Source organism: Dactylosporangium sp. NPDC005572, assembly GCF_040605515.1.
GTDB lineage: Bacteria > Actinomycetota > Actinomycetes > Mycobacteriales > Micromonosporaceae > Dactylosporangium.
In genome coordinates this window covers 28,166-48,479 of record NZ_JBEXCY010000050.1, presented here as the reverse complement: position 1 = coordinate 48,479, position 20,314 = coordinate 28,166, and the positions used below count along the sequence as shown (strand labels likewise).

17 protein-coding genes are annotated in these 20,314 nt (G+C 72.1%); 6 read left to right on the top strand and 11 right to left on the bottom strand.

Annotated features, from left to right (window positions below; translation table 11 throughout):
* Positions 1 to 4 precede the first annotated feature (4 nt).
* From ABZS66_RS24165 to ABZS66_RS24150, 4 genes are all read right to left on the bottom strand, one after another.
* Positions 5 to 883 (bottom strand): carbohydrate ABC transporter permease, encoded by an 879-nt coding sequence (locus ABZS66_RS24165; protein WP_354761211.1) that lies wholly within the window; start codon positions 881 to 883, stop codon positions 5 to 7.
* Positions 884 to 890: 7 nt separating this feature from the next.
* Positions 891 to 1,826, bottom strand: a complete 936-nt coding sequence (locus ABZS66_RS24160) for a sugar ABC transporter permease (protein WP_354761209.1) — start codon at positions 1,824 to 1,826, stop codon at positions 891 to 893.
* Positions 1,827 to 1,828: 2 nt separating this feature from the next.
* Positions 1,829 to 3,181, bottom strand: coding sequence for an extracellular solute-binding protein (locus ABZS66_RS24155; RefSeq protein ID WP_354761207.1), 1,353 nt, complete (start codon positions 3,179 to 3,181; stop codon positions 1,829 to 1,831).
* 233 nt (positions 3,182 to 3,414) lie between these two features.
* Positions 3,415 to 4,410, bottom strand: coding sequence for a LacI family DNA-binding transcriptional regulator (locus tag ABZS66_RS24150; RefSeq protein ID WP_354761205.1), 996 nt, complete (start codon positions 4,408 to 4,410; stop codon positions 3,415 to 3,417).
* Positions 4,411 to 4,695: 285 nt separating this feature from the next.
* Between ABZS66_RS24150 and ABZS66_RS24145 the strand changes: the two genes are divergently transcribed.
* Both ABZS66_RS24145 and ABZS66_RS24140 read left to right on the top strand, forming a co-directional pair.
* A complete protein-coding gene (locus tag ABZS66_RS24145; RefSeq protein WP_354761203.1) occupies positions 4,696 to 6,072 on the top strand; it encodes a glycoside hydrolase family 43 protein in 1,377 nt (458 codons plus the stop codon).
* Positions 6,069 to 7,502, top strand: coding sequence for a glycoside hydrolase family 43 protein (locus ABZS66_RS24140; protein WP_354761201.1), 1,434 nt, complete (start codon positions 6,069 to 6,071; stop codon positions 7,500 to 7,502). The genes ABZS66_RS24145 and ABZS66_RS24140 overlap by 4 nt, the downstream gene beginning before the upstream one ends.
* Positions 7,503 to 7,558: 56 nt before the next feature.
* On the opposite strand, the gene fumC is transcribed toward ABZS66_RS24140, so the two are convergent.
* From fumC to ABZS66_RS24125, 3 genes are all read right to left on the bottom strand, one after another.
* Positions 7,559 to 9,022, bottom strand: a complete 1,464-nt coding sequence (fumC, locus tag ABZS66_RS24135; protein ID WP_354761199.1) for a class II fumarate hydratase — start codon at positions 9,020 to 9,022, stop codon at positions 7,559 to 7,561.
* 6 nt (positions 9,023 to 9,028) lie between these two features.
* Entirely contained in the window at positions 9,029 to 10,729 is a 1,701-nt protein-coding gene (locus tag ABZS66_RS24130) for an NAD-dependent malic enzyme (RefSeq protein ID WP_354761197.1), read from the bottom strand.
* A gap of 86 nt (positions 10,730 to 10,815) precedes the next feature.
* On the bottom strand, positions 10,816 to 13,392 hold the full coding sequence (locus ABZS66_RS24125; protein WP_354761196.1) for a tetratricopeptide repeat protein: 2,577 nt from the start codon (positions 13,390 to 13,392) through the stop codon (positions 10,816 to 10,818).
* Positions 13,393 to 13,610: 218 nt separating this feature from the next.
* Between ABZS66_RS24125 and ABZS66_RS24120 the strand changes: the two genes are divergently transcribed.
* Together ABZS66_RS24120 and ABZS66_RS24115 are read left to right on the top strand one after the other, a co-directional pair.
* Entirely contained in the window at positions 13,611 to 15,050 is a 1,440-nt protein-coding gene (locus tag ABZS66_RS24120) for a hypothetical protein (protein ID WP_354761194.1), read from the top strand.
* Between the two features lie 206 nt (positions 15,051 to 15,256).
* Positions 15,257 to 16,702 (top strand): ATP-binding protein, encoded by a 1,446-nt coding sequence (locus ABZS66_RS24115; protein WP_354761192.1) that lies wholly within the window; start codon positions 15,257 to 15,259, stop codon positions 16,700 to 16,702.
* Between the two features lie 5 nt (positions 16,703 to 16,707).
* Here ABZS66_RS24115 and ABZS66_RS24110 read toward each other — a convergent pair whose 3' ends face one another.
* Together ABZS66_RS24110 and ABZS66_RS24105 are read right to left on the bottom strand one after the other, a co-directional pair.
* Positions 16,708 to 17,373, bottom strand: a complete 666-nt coding sequence (locus tag ABZS66_RS24110) for a hypothetical protein (protein WP_354761190.1) — start codon at positions 17,371 to 17,373, stop codon at positions 16,708 to 16,710.
* A gap of 250 nt (positions 17,374 to 17,623) precedes the next feature.
* Entirely contained in the window at positions 17,624 to 18,082 is a 459-nt protein-coding gene (locus ABZS66_RS24105; RefSeq protein ID WP_354761188.1) for a hypothetical protein, read from the bottom strand.
* Between the two features lie 177 nt (positions 18,083 to 18,259).
* On the opposite strand from ABZS66_RS24105, the gene ABZS66_RS24100 reads away from it, so the two are divergent.
* Positions 18,260 to 18,646: a hypothetical protein gene (locus tag ABZS66_RS24100; protein WP_354761186.1), complete on the top strand. Its 387-nt coding sequence runs from the start codon at positions 18,260 to 18,262 to the stop codon at positions 18,644 to 18,646.
* Here the strand turns inward: ABZS66_RS24100 and ABZS66_RS24095 are convergent.
* The gene (locus ABZS66_RS24095; RefSeq protein WP_354761184.1) at positions 18,628 to 18,975 is read right to left on the bottom strand and encodes a hypothetical protein; all 348 of its coding nucleotides are present in this window, start codon (positions 18,973 to 18,975) and stop codon (positions 18,628 to 18,630) included. The genes ABZS66_RS24100 and ABZS66_RS24095 overlap by 19 nt on opposite strands.
* Positions 18,976 to 19,027: 52 nt before the next feature.
* Here ABZS66_RS24095 and ABZS66_RS24090 point away from each other — a divergent pair, with 52 nt between their 5' ends.
* Entirely contained in the window at positions 19,028 to 19,381 is a 354-nt protein-coding gene (locus tag ABZS66_RS24090; protein WP_354761182.1) for a hypothetical protein, read from the top strand.
* Here ABZS66_RS24090 and ABZS66_RS24085 read toward each other — a convergent pair.
* Positions 19,356 to 20,300, bottom strand: coding sequence for an alpha/beta hydrolase (locus tag ABZS66_RS24085; protein ID WP_354761180.1), 945 nt, complete (start codon positions 20,298 to 20,300; stop codon positions 19,356 to 19,358). The genes ABZS66_RS24090 and ABZS66_RS24085 overlap by 26 nt on opposite strands.
* Positions 20,301 to 20,314: the final 14 nt, after the last annotated feature.

Here is a 20,314-nt window from a genome sequence, read left to right as displayed (position 1 = left end):
GGTATCAGCCTTTGAGCGCGCCCGCGGACAGGCCGCTCAAGATGCTGCGCTGGAAGACGGCGAAGATCACCACCATCGGGATGCTGGCGATCGCCAGCCCGGCGAACATCTCGTTCGGGGTGACGTAGCCGTTGAACGCCAGGCGGCTCAGCGCGACGCTGATCGTCTGGGCGCCGGGGTCGGGCAGCACGAGCAGCGGCCACAGGAAGTCCTTCCAGGCGCCGATGATCGCGAAGATCGACACCACGGCGAGGACCGGGCGGGACAGGGGCAGCACGACGTGCCAGAGCATGCGCAGCCGGCCGGCCCCGTCGATGGCGGCCGAGTCGAGCAGCTCGTCGGGGATCTGGTCGAAGAACCGCTTCAGGACGTAGATGTTGAACGCGTTGGCCGCGCCCGGAAGCCACAGCGCCCATGGGCTGTTGAGCAGGTTGAGGTGCAGCAGCGGTACGTCGGCGACGGTGAGGTAGCTGGGCACGAGCAGCGCCGCGGCCGGCAGCATCAGGCTGGCCAGCATGCCGCCGAGGATCAGCTTGCCGAGGCGTGGCCGCAGCTTCGACAGCGCGTAGGCGGCGGCGACGTCGACGACGAGCTGGACGAGCCAGCCGCCGACCGCGTAGAAGGCGGTGTTGAACAGGTAGCGGCCGATGTCGAGCTTGCGCCACGCGTCGAGGTAGGTCTCCGGGTGCCAGCTCTGCGGCACGATGGTCGGGGTCGGCTGGGCCAGCTCGACCGGCGTCTTCACCGCGCCGGTGACCATCCAGTAGAGCGGGAACACGAACAGCAGCACGAACAGCACGGCGAGGGACCACAGCACGACGCGGTAGAGCAGCCGGTGGCGCCGCAGCTCGCCGGCGGAGACGAGGGAACGCTGATCGGACACGGTGACCTCACGGGTTGCGGGTGAGCCGCAGGTAGGCGGCGGAGAACGCGCCGAGCACGACGAACAGCAGCACGCTCATGGCGGCGGCCATACCGAAGTCGTTGTTGACCGTGAACGCGTAGCGGTAGATCAGGACCATCACGGTGACGGAGTCGGGATTGGTGGTGCCGGTCAGCTGGTACGGCTCGATGAACACCTGCATGGTGGCGATGATCTGCAGCAGGAGGAGCACCAGCAGCAGGAACCGCATCTGCGGCAGCGTCACGTGGCGGATCCGCCGCCAGATCCCCGCGCCGTCGAGCTCGGCGGCCTCGTAGAGCTCGCCCGGGATGCCGGCCAGGCCGGCGAGGTACATGATGGTCGCCCCGCCCATGTTGGCCCAGGTGCTCACCAGCACGAGCGAGACCATCACCATCCGCGGCGACTGCGTCCAGCCGGAGGTGGGCAGGTGCAGGGCCGACAGGACGCTGTTGAACAGGCCGTTGCCAGGGTCGTAGAAGTACTGCCAGAGGATCACCGTGACGATCGGCGGCAGCATCACCGGCAGGTACACCGCGAAGCGGAAGAACCCCTTCAGATGGCGCAGCTCGTGCAGGACGATCGCGACGGCGAACGGGACGGCGTAGCCGAACAGCAGGGCGAGGCCGGTGAACTCGAGGGTGTTCTTCCAGGCGGTCCAGAACAGCGGGTCGTCGAGGACCGCCTGGAAGTTGGCGAGCCCCACCCACTGCGGCTCGGTGACGAAGTTGTCCTGCTGGAAGGCCAGGATGATGCCCTTGACCAGCGGCCACCAGCTGAACAGGCCGAAGCAGAGCAGCCCGGCGGCCAGGAACAGATAGGCGTGGACGTTGTCGGCGATGCGCCGCCGGCGGAGGGAGCCGCCGCCCCGCGCGGTACCGGCCTGCGGCGGCCGCGCGGGACGGGTCGGGGTGAGGGTCGCCATGGTCACCGGACGGTCGAGAGGATCTGGTTGACCTGGGTCTCGGCGTCCTTGAGCAGCTGGTCGACGTTCGCGTTGGGGTCGGTGAGGACCTTCAGCATCACGGTGTCCAGCGCGGCGTAGACCTGCTGCGCGTTGGGCGGCTCGAGCTTGAGCGGGATGCCGGCGCTCGCGTCGTTGAACGGCTTGTAGTTGGCGGCCGGCACGTTGGCGTGCTTGGTGTTGGCCGCGATGAGCTTGCGCTCCGACTCGCCGGTCCAGATGTTCGGCTCGGGGATCCCGACCGGCTGGTTCTTCGCCTTGTCGAGGGCCTTGTCGGCGTCGACCCGGTCGGGGTCGAGCTTGCGGAACGCGAGCCACTTCAGGCCGGCCTTGATCTTGGCGGGAGAGAGGCCGGCCTTGAACATGTAGCCGTCGCCGCCGCCCAGGGTGGCCTTGCCGTCGGGGATGACGCCGAGGCCGTAGTCCTCGTACCGGCCCTTGTACTGGTTGACGATGTTGGGCAGGTCGCCGGTGCCGCCGACGAACATGCCGAGCTTGCCCGAGGCCATCTGGGTGAGCAGATCGGCGTACTCCAGCTGCTGCTTCTCGGCCATCGACCGGTCGGTGAACCGCATGTCCTTGAGGTTCTGCAGCACCTGCCGGCCCTTGTCGGTGTTGAAGCCGGCCTTCCAGGTCTCGCCGCTCTTCACGGCGACGTCGCCGCCCACGGAGTAGAGCTCGGCGGTGAAGTGCCAGCCGCCGGTGTTGTTCTTGCTGTAGTCGCCGTAGCCGGTGATCCCGTTGCCCAGGGCGGTGATCTTCTTCGCGGCCGCGCGGACGTCGGCCCAGGTCGTCGGCGGCTTGTCGGGGTCGAGGCCGGCCTGCTGGAACAGGGTGCGGTTGTAGATGAGGCCGAGCGAGTAGTTGGCCGAGGGCAGGCCGTAGACCTTGCCCTTGTCGTCGCTGAACACCTGCGTCAGGACCGGTCGCACGTCCTTGATCGCCGGGACCTCGCCCAGGTAGGGCGTGATGTCGGAGACCTGCTTCTTGGCGATGAGGTTCTGCGGGTCGGTGAAGTAGACGTAGAAGACGTCCTCGAGTTGGCCGCCGGCGAGCTTCGCGCTGAACGTCTTCGGGTCCATCTGACCCTCTTTGGCATCGATCTTGATGTTCGGGTACTTCGCCTCGAAGTCGCGGATGTCCTTCTCGAAGTTGGCCCGGTTGTACTCGTCGGTGGCGGCCGGCATGCCGTTGACCGTGATCGTCACCGGTCCGTCGGCCGACTCGGCGGGATCCTTGCTATCGCCACAGGCCGCGAGCAGCAGTGACGCGGCGGCGAGCACGCCGAGCGCGCCGCGCAGGGTGCGGTGCTTCATGGTGCCTCTCTCTCAACTTCTCCACGAGCTTGTTCACGAGTCAGGAAGTCGGGGTGCGAGCCCGAGGGGTGCGGCTTCTCTGCTCACGACGCGTGAGGGCCGCGCCGCGATCGGCGGCGCGTGGAGATGAGAGTAGGACCGTAGGCATCAGAAAGTCCATAGGTTCTTGCAATCGGATGCAAAAACATGAACCTCTGCTTGCATGGGCCTGCAAGATTGCGTGTTTCTGCTGGTCAACCCCTGTTCAAGGCCGGGCCGGTCGAGTCCCGGACGATGAGCTCCGGGTCGTAGAGCTGCTCATCGAGGCCGACCTTGCGGCCCTCGATCTGCGCGACGAGCGACGCCACCGCGGCCGCGCCGATCGTCTCGATCGGCTGGCGCACGGTGGTGAGCGGCGGGTCGGTGTAGGGCATGTACGCCGAGTCGTCGAACCCGATCACCGAGAGGTCCCGGGGCACGTCCAGGCCCTGCCTGCGGGCCGCGCGGACGGCACCGAGGGCGAGCGCGTCGCTGGCGCAGACGACCGCCGTCGCGCCGTCGGCGAGCAGCCGCGTCGTCGCCGCCTGCCCGCCCTCCATCGTGAACAGCGTGCGCGCGACGAGCCGCCGGGCCGGCCCGTTGACCCGGGCCAGGAACTCCGCGACCTTGCGGTCGGACGGCACGTGCCCGGCCGGGCCGGCGACCACGCCGATGCGCCGGTGCCCGAGTGCCTGCAGGTGGGCGAGGGACAGGTCGACGGCAACGGCGTCGTCGACGCCGACCCGCGGCACGTCGGGGTTCTCGTCGGCCGGGTTGATCAGGATCACCGGCAGCTTGCGGCGGCGTAGCGCCGCGGTCTGCTCCGGGCCGGCGTCGGCGTAGCTCGCCGCCACGAAGACGATCCCGGCGACCTGCCGGGCCAGCAGCATCTCGATGTAGTGGGCCTCCGAGACGCCGTCGGACGTGCGCGTGCACAACACCGGCACGAGACCCTGGCGAAACAGCGCGCCGGCCATCGCCTCGGCGTAGGCCGGGAAGATCGGGTTGTGCAAGTCGGGCAGCACCAGCCCGACCAGCCGGGCCATCTCGCTGCGGTGCTTGAACGGCCGCTGGTAGCCCAGGACGTCGAGCGCGGTGAGCACGGAGTCCCTGGTCGCGGCGCCGATGCCGGCCTTGTCGTGCAGGACGCGGCTGACCGTCGCCTCACTCACGCCCGCGAACTTCGCCACCTTCGAGAGCCTCGTCGTCACGTCCGGAGTCTAGCGTCAGGTCGTGCAAAAACGCCATCCTGTCTTGCAACGGTTTGCATAACCGAGAGTAGTCGGCCGCGGGCCGGCGCTGCGGCGGGACGGGTTGACACCCATGGGTGTTATCGCTAACACTCCCACCTGACGCGCCGCCCGCCACGCGGCCGTCGATGAGCTGACGCCCCCCAGTCGCCGAGCCCTTCCCGCCGGTCCCGCCACGCAACCCCAAAATGTGAACGCTCACAGCGAGCGTGAACCGGCGAGGCGCCCGCAGAGAGGACCGCCATCGTGCACCTGAGCCGCCGAACGTTCGTCCAGCTGACCGGTCTGTCCGCCGCCGCCACCACGATCGGTGTCGCCGCCACCGCGGGGTCCGCCGCCGCCGCGAACAGCGCCTACGTCTTCGCCTACTTCACCGAGTCGCCGAGCATGACCGGCGCCAACTACGGCCTGCACCTCGCGGTGAGCACCGACGGCCTGAACTGGGCGCCGCTGAACCAGAACAACCCGGTCGTCACGCCGACCGCCGGCACGCTCGGCCTGCGTGACCCCTTCGTGCTGCGCAAGCAGGACGGCACGTTCGTCGTCCTGGCCACCGACCTCAACGGCACCGACTTCGGGCAGAACAACCAGTACCTGCACGTGTGGGACTCGACCGACCTGACGAGCTTCACGGGGTACCGCCGGATCCGCATGCACACCCTGAGCACCCACACCTGGGCGCCGACGGCGTTCTGGGACGCGGCCCGCGGACAGTACGGGATCGTGTACTCGGCGAACAACGGCGCCGACGTCTTCATGGTCAACTACACGTCGGACTTCCGCACGGTCAGCGCCAACCAGGTGTACTTCAGCCCCGGCTTCAACGTCCTCGACGGCGACATCGTCGTCGACGGCAGCACGTTCTACCTGTACTACAAGAACCTCGGCAACGGCCTGACGTACGGCGCCCGCTCTTCGACCGGCGCCGCGAACAGCTACACCACCTACACCTCCGGCCTGCGCCAGGGCAGCGCCATGGAGGCGCCGATGCTCGTGCGCAACAACGCCGGCACCGGCTGGTGGCTGTGGGGCGACTCGTTCAGCCCGGTCAACAACGACTACTACGCCTGGTCGAGCACCAACGTCGGCGGCAACTCGTGGAGCGTGCTGAACCAGCGCGACTACACCCCGCCGCTGAACGCCAAGCACGGCTCGATCGTGGGCGTCACCTCGGCCGAGTACAACGCCGTGGTGTCCCGCTGGGGCCTGCCGGCCTGGGTGCGGTTCAAGTCGTCGAACTTCCCCGACCGCTTCGTCCGGCACGCCGACAACGTGGGCCGGATCGACGCCTACCCGTTCGACCCGTACCAGGACCAGCTGTGGCGGATGGTGGCCGGCCTGGCCGACGGCGCCGGCGTGTCGTTCCAGTCGGTGAACTACCCGACGCGGTACCTGCGCCACTACAACTACGAGATCCGCCTCGACGCGAACGACAACACTGCCGCGTTCCGCGCCGACGCCACCTTCTACCGGGTCGCCGGCCTGGCCGACTCGACGTGGTCGTCGTTCCGGTCGTACAACTTCGCCGACCGGTACCTGCGCCACTCGAACTATGTCCTGCGCATCGACCCGATCGGCACCGCCACCGACCGCCAGGACGCCACGTTCAAGGTGACGTCGTGAGAGGCCACCTCGTGCGGCGCGCGATCGCGACGGTGGCCGCCGTCTGCTGCCTGCTGCTGGCGACCGCCACCCGTGCGGCCGCGCTCGACCCGTTCACCGGCTACCTCCTCGCCCACTTCGTCGGGGAGTCGGCGACGGCCCAGCAGATCTACCTCGCCCACAGCAAGGACGGCCTGCACTGGACCGACCTGAACAACGGCGGGCTGGTGCTGCGCTCCACGGTCGGCACCAACGGCGTCCGCGACCCCGCCCTGGTCCGCTCGCCGGCCGGCGACCGGTACTGGATCATCGCCACCGACCTGTGCATCTCCTGCGGCCAGGACTGGAGCACCGCCCAGAACAACGGCAGCCGCAACCTCGTCGTCTGGGAGTCCACCGACCTGGTCACCTGGTCGGCGCCGTGGCTGCTCAACGTCGCCGGCGCCATCCCCGACGGCCGCAACGCGTGGGCCCCGGAGGCGATCTGGAACCCGGCCACAAACGACTACGTCCTCTACTGGGCGACGAACGCCACGCTGAACGGCGTCCTCAAGCACCGCATCTACGCCGCGCGGACGTCCAACTTCCGCAGCATCACCACCCCGCAGCTGTACATCGACCGCGCCGGCACGCAGGGCATCATCGACACGCAGATCATCGAGGTGCCGACCGGCAGCTACCGCTACGTGCGCGCGTCCGGCGACGGGCAGATCACCATCGAGGGCAGCAACTCGATCCTCGGGACGTGGACGAACCTCGGCAACCTGTCCGGGATCGGCCTGACCGGCTCCCAGGTCGAGGGGCCGATGTGGATGAGGTTCAACACCGGCAGCGAGTGGGCGCTGTACCTCGACCAGTACGCGTCCGGCCGCGGCTACCTCCCGGTGCTGACCACCAACCCGGCCACGCCACCGGGCAGCTACCGGATCCCGGCCGCGAGCACCTACGCGATGGGCGGCACCAAGAAGCGCCACGGCGCGATCCTCAACCTGACCGCCGCCGAGGAAAGCCGCGTGCTGGCCCGCTGGCCCAGCAACGTCGCCGTCAACCGCATCCAGTCGTACAACTTCCAGGACCGCTACGTGCGGCACACCAACTTCGACGTGCGCATCGACCCGAACGTGAGCCCCGCCCAGGACGCGCAGTTCCGGCTCGTGCCGGGCATCAACGGCGCCTCCGGCACCGTCTCGTTCGAGTCGGTGAACTTCCCCGGCTACTACCTGCGGCACGTGAACTACGACTTCGTCCTGGCGGCCGGCGACGGGACGGGCACCTTCGCCGGTGACGCCACGTTCCGCCAGGTGGCGGGCCTGGCGAGCAGCTCGTGGACGTCGTTCCAGTCGTACAACTTCCCCGACCGGTACATCCGCCACTACAACTACCAGCTCCGGCTCGACCCGATCACCGACGCGACGGGCCGCGCCGACGCCACCTTCCGCATCACGACCTGACGGGGTCCACTGTCGCCGGTGCCGGGCGGCCTCGTGACCGCCCGGCACCGGCCTGCTCATCTGTTGGTGGCCAGGTCTGCGGTGCCCGGGTGGGTCATGTCGGCGGGCACCACCACCCGGTCGAACAGGTCCTCGCTGACGCCGCGCTGCAGGGCCGCGTCCTTGAGGGTCAGGCCGTGGTCGACCGCGAAGTGGGCGATCTCCGACGCCTTGTCGTAGCCGATGACCGGCGAGAGCGCGGTGACCATCATGACCGAGCGGTCGACGTTCTGGCGCAGCCGCTCCTCGTCGAGCCGGACGCCCTCGACGAGGAACCGGCGCAGGTGGTCGGTCATGTCGGCGAGGATGCGCACCGAGTGCAGCACGTTGCTGATGATGATCGGCCGGAACGCGTTGAGCTCGAAGTTGCCCTCGCTGCCGGCGACGGCGACCGCGGTGTCGGAGCCGATGACCTGGACGCAGACCATGAGCATGGCCTCGGCCTGGGTCGGGTTGACCTTCCCCGGCATGATCGACGAACCCGGCTCGTTGGCCGGCAGGTCGAGCTCGTGCAGGCCGGTGCGCGGCCCGGAGCCGAGCCAGCGCAGGTCGTTGGCGAACTTGAACAGCGTCACGGCGACCCCGCGCAGGGCGGCCGACGTGCGCACGAGCGCGTCGAGGGAGCCCTGGGCCGCGAACTTGTTCGGCGCGGTGACGAACGGCCAGCCGGTCAGCGAGGCGATCGCCCGGGCCGCCTCCTCGCCGAAGCCGGGCGGGGCATTCAGCCCGGTGCCGACCGCGGTGCCGCCCATCGCCAGCCGGTACAGGCCGGCCCGGGTCGTGGTGAGGTGGTCGGTGGCGTCCCGCAGCTGGGCCGCGTAGCCCGACCACTCCTGGCCGACGGTGAGCGGGGTGGCGTCCTCCAGGTGCGTGCGGCCGATCTTGACGACGTCGACCCACTCCCGGCTCTTGGCGGCGATCGCGTCGTGCAGGCGGGTCAGCGCCGGCACGAGCTGCTCGTCGATCGCCGTCACGGCGGCGATGTGCATCGCCGTGGGGAACGTGTCGTTGGACGACTGGCCCATGTTGACGTCGTCGTTGGGGTGGATCGGCGTCTTGCTGCCCAGTTGGCCGTCGGCGAGCTGGATCGCCCGGTTGGCGATCACCTCGTTGACGTTCATGTTGGACTGGGTGCCGGAGCCGGTCTGCCATACGTACAGCGGGAACTCGCCGTCGAGCCGGCCCGCGATGACCTCGTCGGCCACCCGCGTGATGAGCTGCGCCTTCCACTCCGGCAGCCGGCCGGCGCGGTAGTTGACGACCGCGGCGGCCTTCTTCACGTAGCCGTAGGCGTGGTAGACCGCCTTGGGCATGCGGTCGTCGCCGATGTCGAAGTGCTCGAGCGACCGCTGGGTCTGCGCTCCCCAGTAGCGGTTCGCCGGCACCTCGACCGCGCCGAGCGAGTCGGTCTCGGTGCGCGTGCCGGTGGCGTCGATGCCGATCGGCAGGTCGCGCTGGTGGGGTTTCGCCTGCTGGGTCACGGTGCGTCACCCAGCCTTGATCTCGCGGTACCGCGGCTGCCACATCGCGTCGCGGACCTGCCGGGCGGTGTCGGTCAGCTTCGTGCGGGCGAGGCCCTCGGCGGCGGCCTCGTCGGCGACCGCGGTGGCGACCGTCGCCGACACCTGGCGCAGGTCCTCCACGTGCGGCAGGACCGACGCGCCGGGCGTGCTCACGTCGACCATCCGCGCGACGGCGTCGGCGGCGGCCTGGAACATCCGGTCGCTGATCCGCGACGCGCGGGCCGTGATCGCGCCGAGGCCCAGCCCGGGGTACAGCAGCGCGTTGTTGGCCTGGCCGATCGCGTAGGTGACGCCCCGGTAGGTGACCGGTGCGACCGGGATTCCGGTGGCGATCAGGCCCTTGCCGTCGGTCCACGGGATCAGGTCGCTGGGCATCGCCTCGATGCGTTCGGTCGGGTTGGACAGCGGGAAGATGATCGGCCGGTCGACGTGCCGGGCCATCTCCCGCACGATCGGCTCGGTGAACGCGCCGCGCGCGGTCGAGGTGCCGACGAGCATGGTCGGCTTGACCTTGGCGACGGTCTCCGCGAGCCCGGTCCGGCCCTTGACCTCGCTCGCCGGCCGGGCGTACGCGACCTGGAAGTCGCGCAGGTCGCTCATGTCGTCGGTGAGCAGCCCCTGCCGGTCGACGCACCAGATCTGCCGGGTGGCCGCGTCGCGGTCGAGCCCGTCGCGGACCATCGCGTCGCGGAGCTGGTCGGCGATGCCGATGCCGGCGGTACCGGATCCGAAGACCACGACCCGCTGGTCGCGCATCCGGGTGCCGGCCACCCGCAGCGCGCTGAGCGCGGCCGCGAGCACGATGGCGCCCGTGCCCTGCATGTCGTCGTTGAACGTGCAGATGCGGTCGCGGTACCGCTCCAGGATCCGCCGGCCGTTGCTCGGGCCGAAGTCCTCCCAGTGCAGCAGCGCGCCGGGGAACAGCTTCGTCGCGGCGCTCACGTAGGCGTCGATGAACGCGTCGTACCGCTGCCCGCGGACCCGCTCGTGCCGGTTGCCGAGGTAGTCCGGGTCCTGGAGCAGCTCGGCGTTGTCCGTGCCCACGTCGAGCGAGACCGGGATGACCCGGGCCGGGTCGATGCCGGCGGCGGCGGTGTACACGGCGAGCTTGCCCACGGCGATGTCGATGCCGCCGACGCCCCAGTCGCCGATGCCCAGGATCTCCTCGGCGTCGGAGGCGACGATCAGGTCCACGTCGCCGGCGCCCAGCCCGAGGTCGGCGAAGGCGGCCTCGATGCGGTCCGGCTCGGCGATCGACAGGTACACCCCGCGCGGGCGGCGGTACTCGTGGCTGTACCGCTTGATGGCCGCGCCGACCGTCGGGTCGTAGACCACGGGCATCATCTCGCGCAGGTGCTCGGCCAGCAGGCGGAAGAACAGCACCTCGTTGTTGTCCTGGAGCATCGCCAGGAAGACGTTCTTGTGCAGGTCGGTCGGCTGCTCGGCATACTGCTCGTACACCCGCCGGACCTGGTCCTCCAGCGACTGCACGGCCGCCGGCAGCAGACCCTCCAGCCCGAGGTCCCGCCGCTCCTGCCGGGTGAACGCCGCCCCCTTGTTCAGCAGCGGCGTGTCGAGGACCTCAGCCCCGCGTACCGCGGCGACGTAGCTGTCACCCTCGACGTGGAACTTCCGTTTCGCCGACACCAGCGTCGCGGCAGTCATGGCCACCTCCTGCGGCATGTGGCTGTCGCCCCCGGACCGGGGCACGGTCCTAGCTACCCGTTGCCGGCGGGAGAATCCCCGGGCCGTCAGTGGTGCTCGATCATCCGGGTCAGCTCGGCGGCCCGCTCGTCGTTGCCGACCCGGCGGAACAGTGTCCGCGCCTCCTCGAAGGCGGCCCGCGCCGCGGCCGGGTCGACGCTCGCGAACGCCTGGCCCAGGCTGCTCAGCGCGGACGCCTGGTACGAGTGCCAGCCGCGGGTGCGCCACAGCGCCACCGACTGCTGCAGGTGCTCGATCGCGTGCCGGGGCCGGCCGGCGGCCAGCTCCAGCTCGCCGAGCAGCCCCAGGCTGTCGGCGAGGTGGTGGGTCATGTTGTACTCGCGGCTCAGCGACGAGGCCAGCTCGGCCGTCTCGCGGGCGAGCGGGTCGCCGCGCAGCTGGTAGACGCGGGCCAGCGCGACGAGGGTGAGCGTCTCGGTGTAGTTGTCGCGGTACCGCCGGGAGATGGCCAGCGACTCGCCCAGCATCCGCTGGCTGAGCTCGAGGTTGCCGAGCTCGCGGTGGCCGATGCCCAGGTACTGCAGGACGGTCGCCTCGGCGCGGGCGTTGCCCAGGGCCCGGGCGTGGCTGAGCGCGGCGTCGGCGTGCCCGACCGCGGCGTCGAACCAGGCCTGGTCGAACTTCGCCACCGCCAGGACCAGGTTGGCCCGCACCAGCCCGCCCACGTGCCCGGACCGCTCGGCGCTGCGCAGGGCCCGCTCACCCATGGCGATCGCCTGGTCGTGGTCGGCCGCGGCGACCAGCGCCCAGGAGCACATGACGGCGGCGTCCGACACGCCCCGCTCGACGCCCAGCTCCTCGAACATCTCCAGCAGCCGGAACGCGTCGGTGCGCAGCTGCGCCATGACCGTGCCGTCCGTGCGGTCCTGGGCCCAGGTCATCACGTCCATCAGGCCGCGCAGCATGACCGCCTCGCCGAGCCGGTTGCCGGCGCGCCGGCAGGCGGCCAGCACGGCGGTGTTCGTGCTGGTCCAGTCGCGGTACATGCCGCGCAGGTCGAAGTACTTCTCCAGGCAGCCGGCCAGGTCGAAGGCCAGCGCGTCGAGGTCGAGCCGGCACGCCTGGTAGACCGCGGACAGCAGCGCCTCCCGTTCGGCGTCGAACCAGTCGACCGGCTCCATCGGGTGCACGTGCCCCGCGGCCCAGCCGGTCGCCGGCCGCGGCGCGGGCCCCCGGATCTCGGCGAAGCACGGGCCGGGGATGCGGCGGGCCATGTGCTCGGCGAGCGCGAGCCAGCCGCCCAGCCCGCGCCCCAGCACCTGCGCCACGGCGTCGGCCGGCTCCTCCGCCGCCGCGCGCTCGCGGGCGTAGAGGCGGACCAGGTCGTGGAAGCGGTAGCGGTACTGGCCGGCGGCGTCCGTCCCGGCGTCCGTGAGCAGCTGCGCGTCGACGAGCGCCTCGGCCAGCTCGGCCGCCTCCTCCAGCGAGCAGTCGAGCACGACCGCCGGCAGCCACACCGGGAAGTCCGGCGCGTCGAACAGGCCGAGCAGGCGGAACAGCCGCTGCGAGGTGCCGCTCAGCCACCGGTAGCTCAGCGCGAGCGAGGCCCGCACCGCGAGGTCGCCGGCGTCGAGGGCGTCGAGCCGTTTGCTGCGGTCCAGCAGCGCGACGAGCCGGGCGACCGGCCAGCCGGGCCGGGCGGCCAGCCGCGCGCCGGCGATGCGCACCGCGAGCGGCAGCCCGGCGCACAGCGCGAGGAGCTGCGCAGCCTCGGCCGGCTCGTTCGCGAGGCGGCCCGCTCCGGCCATCCGGGCGAGGAGGCCGGCAGCCTCGGCGTCGGAGTAGACGTCGAGGTCGGTGAACCGGGCGCCCTCGATGCCCTTGAGCCGGACCCGGCTGGTGATGACGACCGCGCACGTGGCGGCGCCCGGCAGCAGCGGCCGGACCTGCTCCTCGGACAGCGCGTTGTCCAGCACCAGCAGGAACCGGCGCCCGGCCAGCCGGGTGCGCAGCAGTGCCGTGCGCTCCTCCTGGTCGTCCGGCATCGCCCGGCTGTCCACGCCCAGCGCCCGCAGGAACCGGGCCACCACGTCGGCCGGCTCCAGGGGCGCCGCCTCCACCCCGCGGAGGTTCACGTAGAGCTGCCCGTCCGGGTACGCCTCGGCGACGCGGTGGGCGACGTGCACGGCGAGCGCCGTCTTGCCGATGCCGCCCATGCCGGCCAGCGCGACGACGACCGGCGCCGTGGCCGGCCGGTCGCCGGTGAGCGTCTCGCACAGCCGCGCGACGAGCGCCGTCCGGCCGGTGAAGTCCGCGATGTCGGGCGGCAGCATGGCCGGCGCCGCGGCCGGTTCGGCCGGGGTCGCCGGCTCGGCGACCGCCTGCGCGGCGATCGCGTCCCGCACCGCGGCCCAGCGGCCGGCCGCCGCCTCGTCGAGGCCGCACGCGCGGGCGAACGCCAGGACGAAGTCGCGCCTGGGCAGGCTCGACCGGCTGAGGGCGGAGGCGATGGTGCTGGCGGGCAGCGCGTCACCGGCGGCGTCGGCGCGGGCCGCCAGCTGCCGGTACGTGTAGCCCGACCACGCCCGCAGCTCGCGCAGCACCGCGACGAACGACGCCGGGCCGGTCGCGGCCGCGGGCTCGGGTCCGTCGACGTTCGTCAATCCCGCCTCCGCCGCTCGACGCCGCTGGGCATAAAGCCTAGTGGACGCCGGCCGGAGGCCGTCATGCGCGGCGGTGACCGCCCCCCGCACGGTCACCGCTGCAGTGCCGTCCACGGTGCCATCCGGCCGGGGCCCGGACATCCCGGCGGACCGTTCGGATCTGTACGGATCCGTTCGGAACACTTGAGCCCGGACCGGCCGGGCAGGGAAGCTCAGGCATGACCTCGATGGGCGGCATCCGTGCGGAGGCCGGGCGCCGGTCGCTCGACGGCGCGTCGGCGAGCCTGGTGGAGCTGCTGCACACGACCGGTACGTGGCCGGTGGGTGACGCCCTGTCGTATCTGCCGCGCCTGGCCGGCGACGCCGACCGGCAGGCCGTGATCGCGTACCTCGCGCCGCTGGCGCCGGGGGACGCCTGGGCCGCCGCGGCGGGCATCGCGGACCCGGACTGGTTCGCCGAGGCGGTCGTCGCCCTGGCGCCGTACCTGCCGGCCGACCTGCTCGGCGAGGCGCTCTCCACGGCCGCGGAGATGCCGCGGGACTCGCCCGCGGCGGCCCGGCTGCTGGCCGGCCTCGCCCCCCACCTGCCGGCCGCGCTGCTGCCCGCCGCGCTCGCCGCGGCCAAGCCCGCCCCGGGCGGCCGGTACCGGGCCGGCGCGCTCGCCGCCCTCGTGCTGCGGCTGCCCGCCGACCGCCTCGGTCCCACGCTGCGGGCGATCGCCGCCGAGCCGGACGAACCCTGCCGCGTGCAGGCCCTCGGCACGCTCGCCCCGGCCCTGCCGCCGACCCTGCTGGGCGGGGCGCTCGCCGCCGCGAAGTCGCTCACGGACCCGTCCGCGGCGCTGACGGCACTGGTGCCGTACCTTCCCGACGGCCCGCTGCTCGACGAGGGCGTCGCCGCGATCACCGCCGGCGCGCCGCGGGCGGCGGCCCTCACGACCCGCATCCCGCTGTGGTTCGGCGCCGACCGCGCCGACGCGGCCGACCGGGCACACGCCGCGGCGCTGGCCGTCACCGACCGCGCCGACCGCGCCGAGGCACTCATCGGCCTGCTCGCGCACCTGCGCGACCCCACGTACGCGACCGCGGCGCGGCAGGCGCTCGACGCCGCGGTGAGCGTCAGCGACAGCCGGACCCGGGCGGAGCGGCTGACCGCGCTCGTCCCGTGGCTCGCCGGACCCGCGCGCGCCATCGCGGTCCGCGCGGCGCACGCGGCCACCGAGGCGGTGACCGACCCCGACCTGCGGGCGGAGTCCCGGCTGGGCCTCGTCCGGTACCTGACCGGCGCCGAGCGCGACGTCGCCATCCGGCAGGTGCTGGCCGCCGCGGCCGCGACCGCCGACGGGGCGAGGCGCTGCCGGCTGCTCGCCGGGCTCGCCGCCCACCTGTCGCCCGACCGGCTCGCCGAGGCCCTGACCGTGGCCACCACGGCCGCCGGGGCCACCGGCCCGTCCGCCGACCGCTGGCGGGCGCAGACGATCGCCGGCCTGGCCGGGCACCTGCCACCGGAGCTGCTGGCCGAGGCCCTCACGGCGGCGAAGGCGGTCGGCAGCGGCTACTGGCAGGCGGTCGCCCTCAACGGCCTCGCCCCCCACCTGCCGCCCGACCTCCTGGCCGACGCCGTGGCGGCCGCCGTCCGCCTCGCCGGGCGCTCGTGACGCCGAGCCGGCGGCGGCGCGCATCGGGACGTGGGTGCCGCACGACCGGCAGCGTGCGGCCGACGTGACTGTGGAAGCGCGGTGGGAGCGAGGACAATTGGGGAGGAGCGTGCGCGGGAACGGCTTTCCAGCCAGGGCGTAGCGTCGTGATTGGTTCCGCATTCGGAAGTGCTGCCCGGGCAGGTGTCAGATCGGCGCTTGCCCTGATGACTGCCGCGGTCACGTTTCCGATCGTCGCTGCCGCGGTCATCTACGGCGTGCCGTATCTCACGATGCCGGTCGTCGTCGTACTCGGCATTCTCGGCGTCGTGGCGCTCACCTATCGGGCCGGCGCCGCGTTCGGTGTCCCGGTGGCGCTCGCGGGCTTCCTCGCCTTCGACTGGTACTACCTGCAGCCGACCCATCCCGTCGGGAGCCCGAGCATCGACGACGTGTCGGAGGCGACGGTGTTCCTCGTGCTGGCCACCGCCATCGGCCAGCTCGTCACCGCCGCCCAGCGACGTGAGATGGCCTCCGAGGCGCGCCGCGGCGTGCTCGCCGACCAGCAGGCAGCGCTGCGGCGGGTGGCGACACTCGTCGCGCAGAACGCCACGCCGGCCGAGGTGTTCGCCGCCGTGGCCGCCGCCGTCGGCGGAGTCCTCAACGCCGACATCGGGGTCGTCGCGCGGTACGAGATGGACGCCAGCGCGACCATGCTCGCCACCTGGGAGCGGCATCCGGGCGTACTGCAGGCGCCGGTCAACTATTCGCTCGGCGGCCACGACATCTCGACGATGGTGTTCCAGTCGCGGCGCCCGGCACGGATGGCCGACTACAGCCAGGCCGACAGCTCCATCGGGGTCGCCGTGCGAGAGGCGGCCATCCGCTCGGCAATCGGCGCGCCGATCATCGTCGACCAGCGGCTGTGGGGCATCGCGATCGCCGGGTCGAGACACCCCGCCGCGTTCCCGGCCGACGTCGAGCACCAGATCTGCGAGTTCACCGAACTGCTGGCCAGCAGCATCGCCAACACCGAGAGCCGGGCCGAGCTGGTCGCGTCCCGCGCACGCATCATCGCCGCGGCCGACGAGACGCGGCGGCGGCTGGAGCGCGACCTCCACGACGGGGCGCAGCAGCGGCTCATCGCGCTGGCCCTCGCCATGGCGAACGCCGAGTCGGAGACCCCGCCGGGACTGCCCAAGCTCAAGGCCGACCTGTCGGAGATGCGCAATGCCCTCAAGAGCCTGGCCGACGATCTTCGCGAGCTCTCGCGGGGCATCCATCCGGCGGTCCTGTCCGAGGGTGGCCTCGAGCCCGCGCTCAAGGGGCTCATCCGCCGTTCCGTGGTCCCCGTCGAAGGCGACATCCGCATCGACGACCGCCTTACCAAGACCGTCGAGGTGGCCGCCTACTACATCGTCTCGGAGGCACTCGCCAACGTGGCCAAGCACGCCAAGGCCTCGGTCGTGTCCGTCTGTGTCAGGAGCTCGCCCGACACGCTCGTCCTGGAGATCCGCGACGACGGTGTCGGTGGCGCCGATCCCGGCGGAGGCTCGGGCCTGGTCGGTCTCGAGGACCGCGTGAAGTCCCTCGGCGGCGCCATCGACGTCCGGAGCCCGCCCGGCCGCGGCACCGAACTCTGCGTGACGCTTCCCCTGAAGTGGGAACGGTGACCAGCTCAGGCGTGCCCCGGCTCGGCCGGCAGCGCTTCGCGGACGGCGAGCCGGGTCGGGTCCGCCGGGTCGTACTCGACGGCGAACCGGTCGCCCGGCCGTGGCGCTGCCAGCCGCGACACCAGCCTCGTCGCCACCGCCTCGAACGCCGCCGACCCGTCGGCCGGTTCGACCCGCAGCCGCAGCATCGCCAGCGGGTCGTCGTTCACGGTGGTGCCGGTGTCGCTGACCGACAGCACGGTGCCCGCCGCCGGCAGGCCGGGACCCGTGAGCGTTTCCCGCGTTCCCGCGAAGGCGGCCCGCATCCTGGCGCCGGCCTCCCGCGTCACCCGCCGGGTGTGCACGGCCGCCGCCACGATGCCGAACCCGACGAGCAGGAAGATGCCCCCGAGGAGCCAGCCGAGCTCGTTGCCCGACACCGCGGCCGCGATGGCGCCGGCCGCGAGTGCGGTGAAGAGCACGCCCATGAGGCGCAGCCCGCCGCCGGCGAGGACGGCGATGACGGCCAGCGCCGAGCCGCCGATGAAGGCGACCATGACGACGCTGAAGGAGAGCCGGCAGTTCCCGGTCGCCTCGCAGTCGCCGAGGTTCACGATGCCGTAGGTGCCGACTCCGGCCGCGACCGAGGCGACGAAGCCGATCGCGGCGGCGATGACCACGCGGGCCTTCATGCGCCACAGCCTAAGGCTGCCGCCGCGAGCGGGCCGTGTGGTTGCGGTCACCGTCAAGGTGTCGTCAAGGTGAACGCGGTGAACGTCAGGTGAACGGCATGATGATTGCAGTACTCAACCGACCGAGAGGCAAGCATCATGTCGAACACCAAGCAGCCCAAGGCCGTCTGGCGGGTCAAGCCCACCGCGACCGGCCGCACCGAGCTCGTCATGCGCTGGGAGACGCCCAAGCGGCGACTCGACTGAGCGGCTACGCCAGCAGCTGCTCGCGCAGCAACGCCGTCATGTGATCGAGGTCGATCGTGCCCTTTTCTGAGATGACGATCAATGTCGGGAACGCCGGATCCGCCGGGTGGTCGAGCGCGATCACGGCCACCGGCTCCGTGTAGTTGCTGCAGGAGTTGGTGCATTCGTAGTACTGCTGGGAAAACACGATCCCGGCGCCGAGCGCCGTCTGGACCGTGATAGCCGTGGCGCGGCGGTCGGCCGGGACGTCCGCGGCGCTGCGGTACACCCCGTGGCGGCCGTTGCCGATCCGCCCGTTGCCGTCGGTGGAGCACGTGGTCGCGTAGGCGGCCAGCCGGACGGACCGCCGGCCGCCGAGGTCGACCCACGCGTCGAGACCCGGGCAGGCGCCGGGCGCTTCCGAGCGCATGGTGAGGCGCTGCCCGGCGCCGAGCTTGAGGTTGAACGCCACCGGCGAACTCACCGGTGCAACGGTGGGTGGCGTGACCGGCGCGGGATCGGCAGGCTGTTGGCAGCCGCCGGCCAGCAGGGCGAGCACGACGACCGCAAGGCTTCTCCGGAACATGCCACCTCGGACGTGCACCGAACCCGCGCGCGTTCCGCCCTGTCGCCTACCTGACCCCGGCCGTACCGTGAAGGGATGGCCCGCCGCGACCCGCAGGAGAAGAAGGCGCTGAGCTACGCCAAGGACCGGCGCAACGACTACGGCGAGAACGACAAGAGCTCCCGCAAGAACATCCGCCGCAACAAGCGCACCCCGAACCGCTCCGACCGCCACCGCGAGCGGCAGACCCTGGCCGCCGCGACGGGCGCCGCCGTCCCCGCGGAGGCGGCCGAGGCGGCCGAGATCAAGCTGCTGGCCCGCAAGTCGATGTGGTTCACGACCCGGTGGCGCAAGTGGCGGGACGCGCCGCTGGCCGACATCGTCGTCTCCAAGCTGCGCCGCCGCGCCGGCCTTGGCATGACCGACCCGGCCGCCACCGAGGCGACGATCGAGCGGATCCGCCGTCAGTCCTCGACGCCGTAACCCGTGAACGTGTAGCGGCCTGGGCACCGGCGCTCGATCTCGGCGCCAACCCGGGCACACTCGTCGGACCAGGTCTCCTCCTGGTCCTGCTGGATCTCCTCCGGCATCTCGCCGTAGGCGTACCCGGAGTACAGCAGGATCCCCAGCGCACCGCTCTCGTAGCCGTCGTAGTCGTAGATCCCGGGGACGGCCGGCTCGCGTTGCTCGTCGCGCAGCCGGAGGCGCTCGGCGGCCGCCCGGGCCAGGGCCAGGACCGCCTGTTGCTCGTCCTCGGGCAGGGCGGCGCCGTCCTTGCGGGCGACGAACAGGGCCGGGCCGTAGGCAGACATGCGGCCACGATAATCGCTCGCGCGCGGCGACGGCCGGGCGCAGGCTGGACCGATGGGGATGCTGGAGCTGATGGCCGCGCGGGTCGCCGGGGGAGCGACGGTCGAGTTCCGCCCCACGGGTTCGTCGATGGTGCCGCTGATCCGCAGCCGCCAGCTCGTGAGGGTCGCGCCGGTGGACCCGGCGCGGGTCGAGGTCGGGGACATCGTGCTGGCCCGGGTGTCCGGGACGACGTACCTCCACCTCGTGTCGGCCGTCGCCGCCGGCCGCGTCCAGATCAGCAACAACCGCGGCCGGGTCAACGGCTGGACGACCCCGGCGCGGGTCTTCGGCATCTGCGTCGCCGTCGACGGCCTTGCCCGCCCCCGCGTGGCCGGCAAGGTCACAGGTGGGTCCGCAGGAAGCTAGCGATCTCCGCGCGGGCGGCCTTCGCCTGCGGGACCACGCCGGGCATGCTGACGAAGGCGTGCGGCGCGCCCTCGTGCTCGGTGAGGCGGACGGGAGTGCCGGCGGAGCGGAGGGCCTCGGCGTAGGCGCGGCCGTGGTCGGCCACCGGATCCAGGGCCGGCACGACGACGAGCGCCGGGGGCAGGCCGCTCAGGTCGCCGGCGAAGAGCGGTGACAGGGCCTTGGCGTCGGTGCCGTCCGGGGCAGCCAGGCGGAGGAACAGCTCCATCTGGGTCACGCTCAGGGTCGGGCTGTCCGCGTGCTCGCGCATCGACGGGTAGTCGAACGCGCTCGATGTGAGGTCAGCGACCGGGTTGACCAGGACCTGCGCCCGCAGCGGCAGGCCGGCGTCGCGGGCCCGCAGCGCCGACAGGGCGGCGACCACCCCGCCCGCGCTCTCGCCGAACAGCGCGACCCGGGCCGGGTCGACGCCCCACCGCGCCGGGGCGTCCAGGACGTGCCGCAGCACGTCCCAGCCGTCGTCGACCGCGGCCGGCAGCGGGGTGTCCCGGCTGAGCAGGCGGTGCTCGACCGACACGACCACCGCGGGCAGCCGGGCGGCGAGGTGGCTGTTGATCCAGTCGCTCTGCGGTGCCGTGCCGACGAACCCGCCGCCGTGCACGTGGACGACGAGCGGGTGGTTGCCGGGGGCCTCCGGGCGGTACACCCGGACCGGCAGCGTCCGGTCGGGGAGCGCGACCCGCTGCCAGGTGATCGCCGCCCCGCGGTCCGGGAAGCCGGAGATGACCCGCACCAGCTTCGAGGAGCGCCGGCGGTTCTCCGCGTCGCGGAAGGCGTCGAGGGCCTCGGCCGGCATGGCCGCCCAGTCGGGCTGCTTCCGTACCGCGTGCAGCATCCGAATCCCCAGCGGTGGCTTCACAGTTCCCCCTCGAA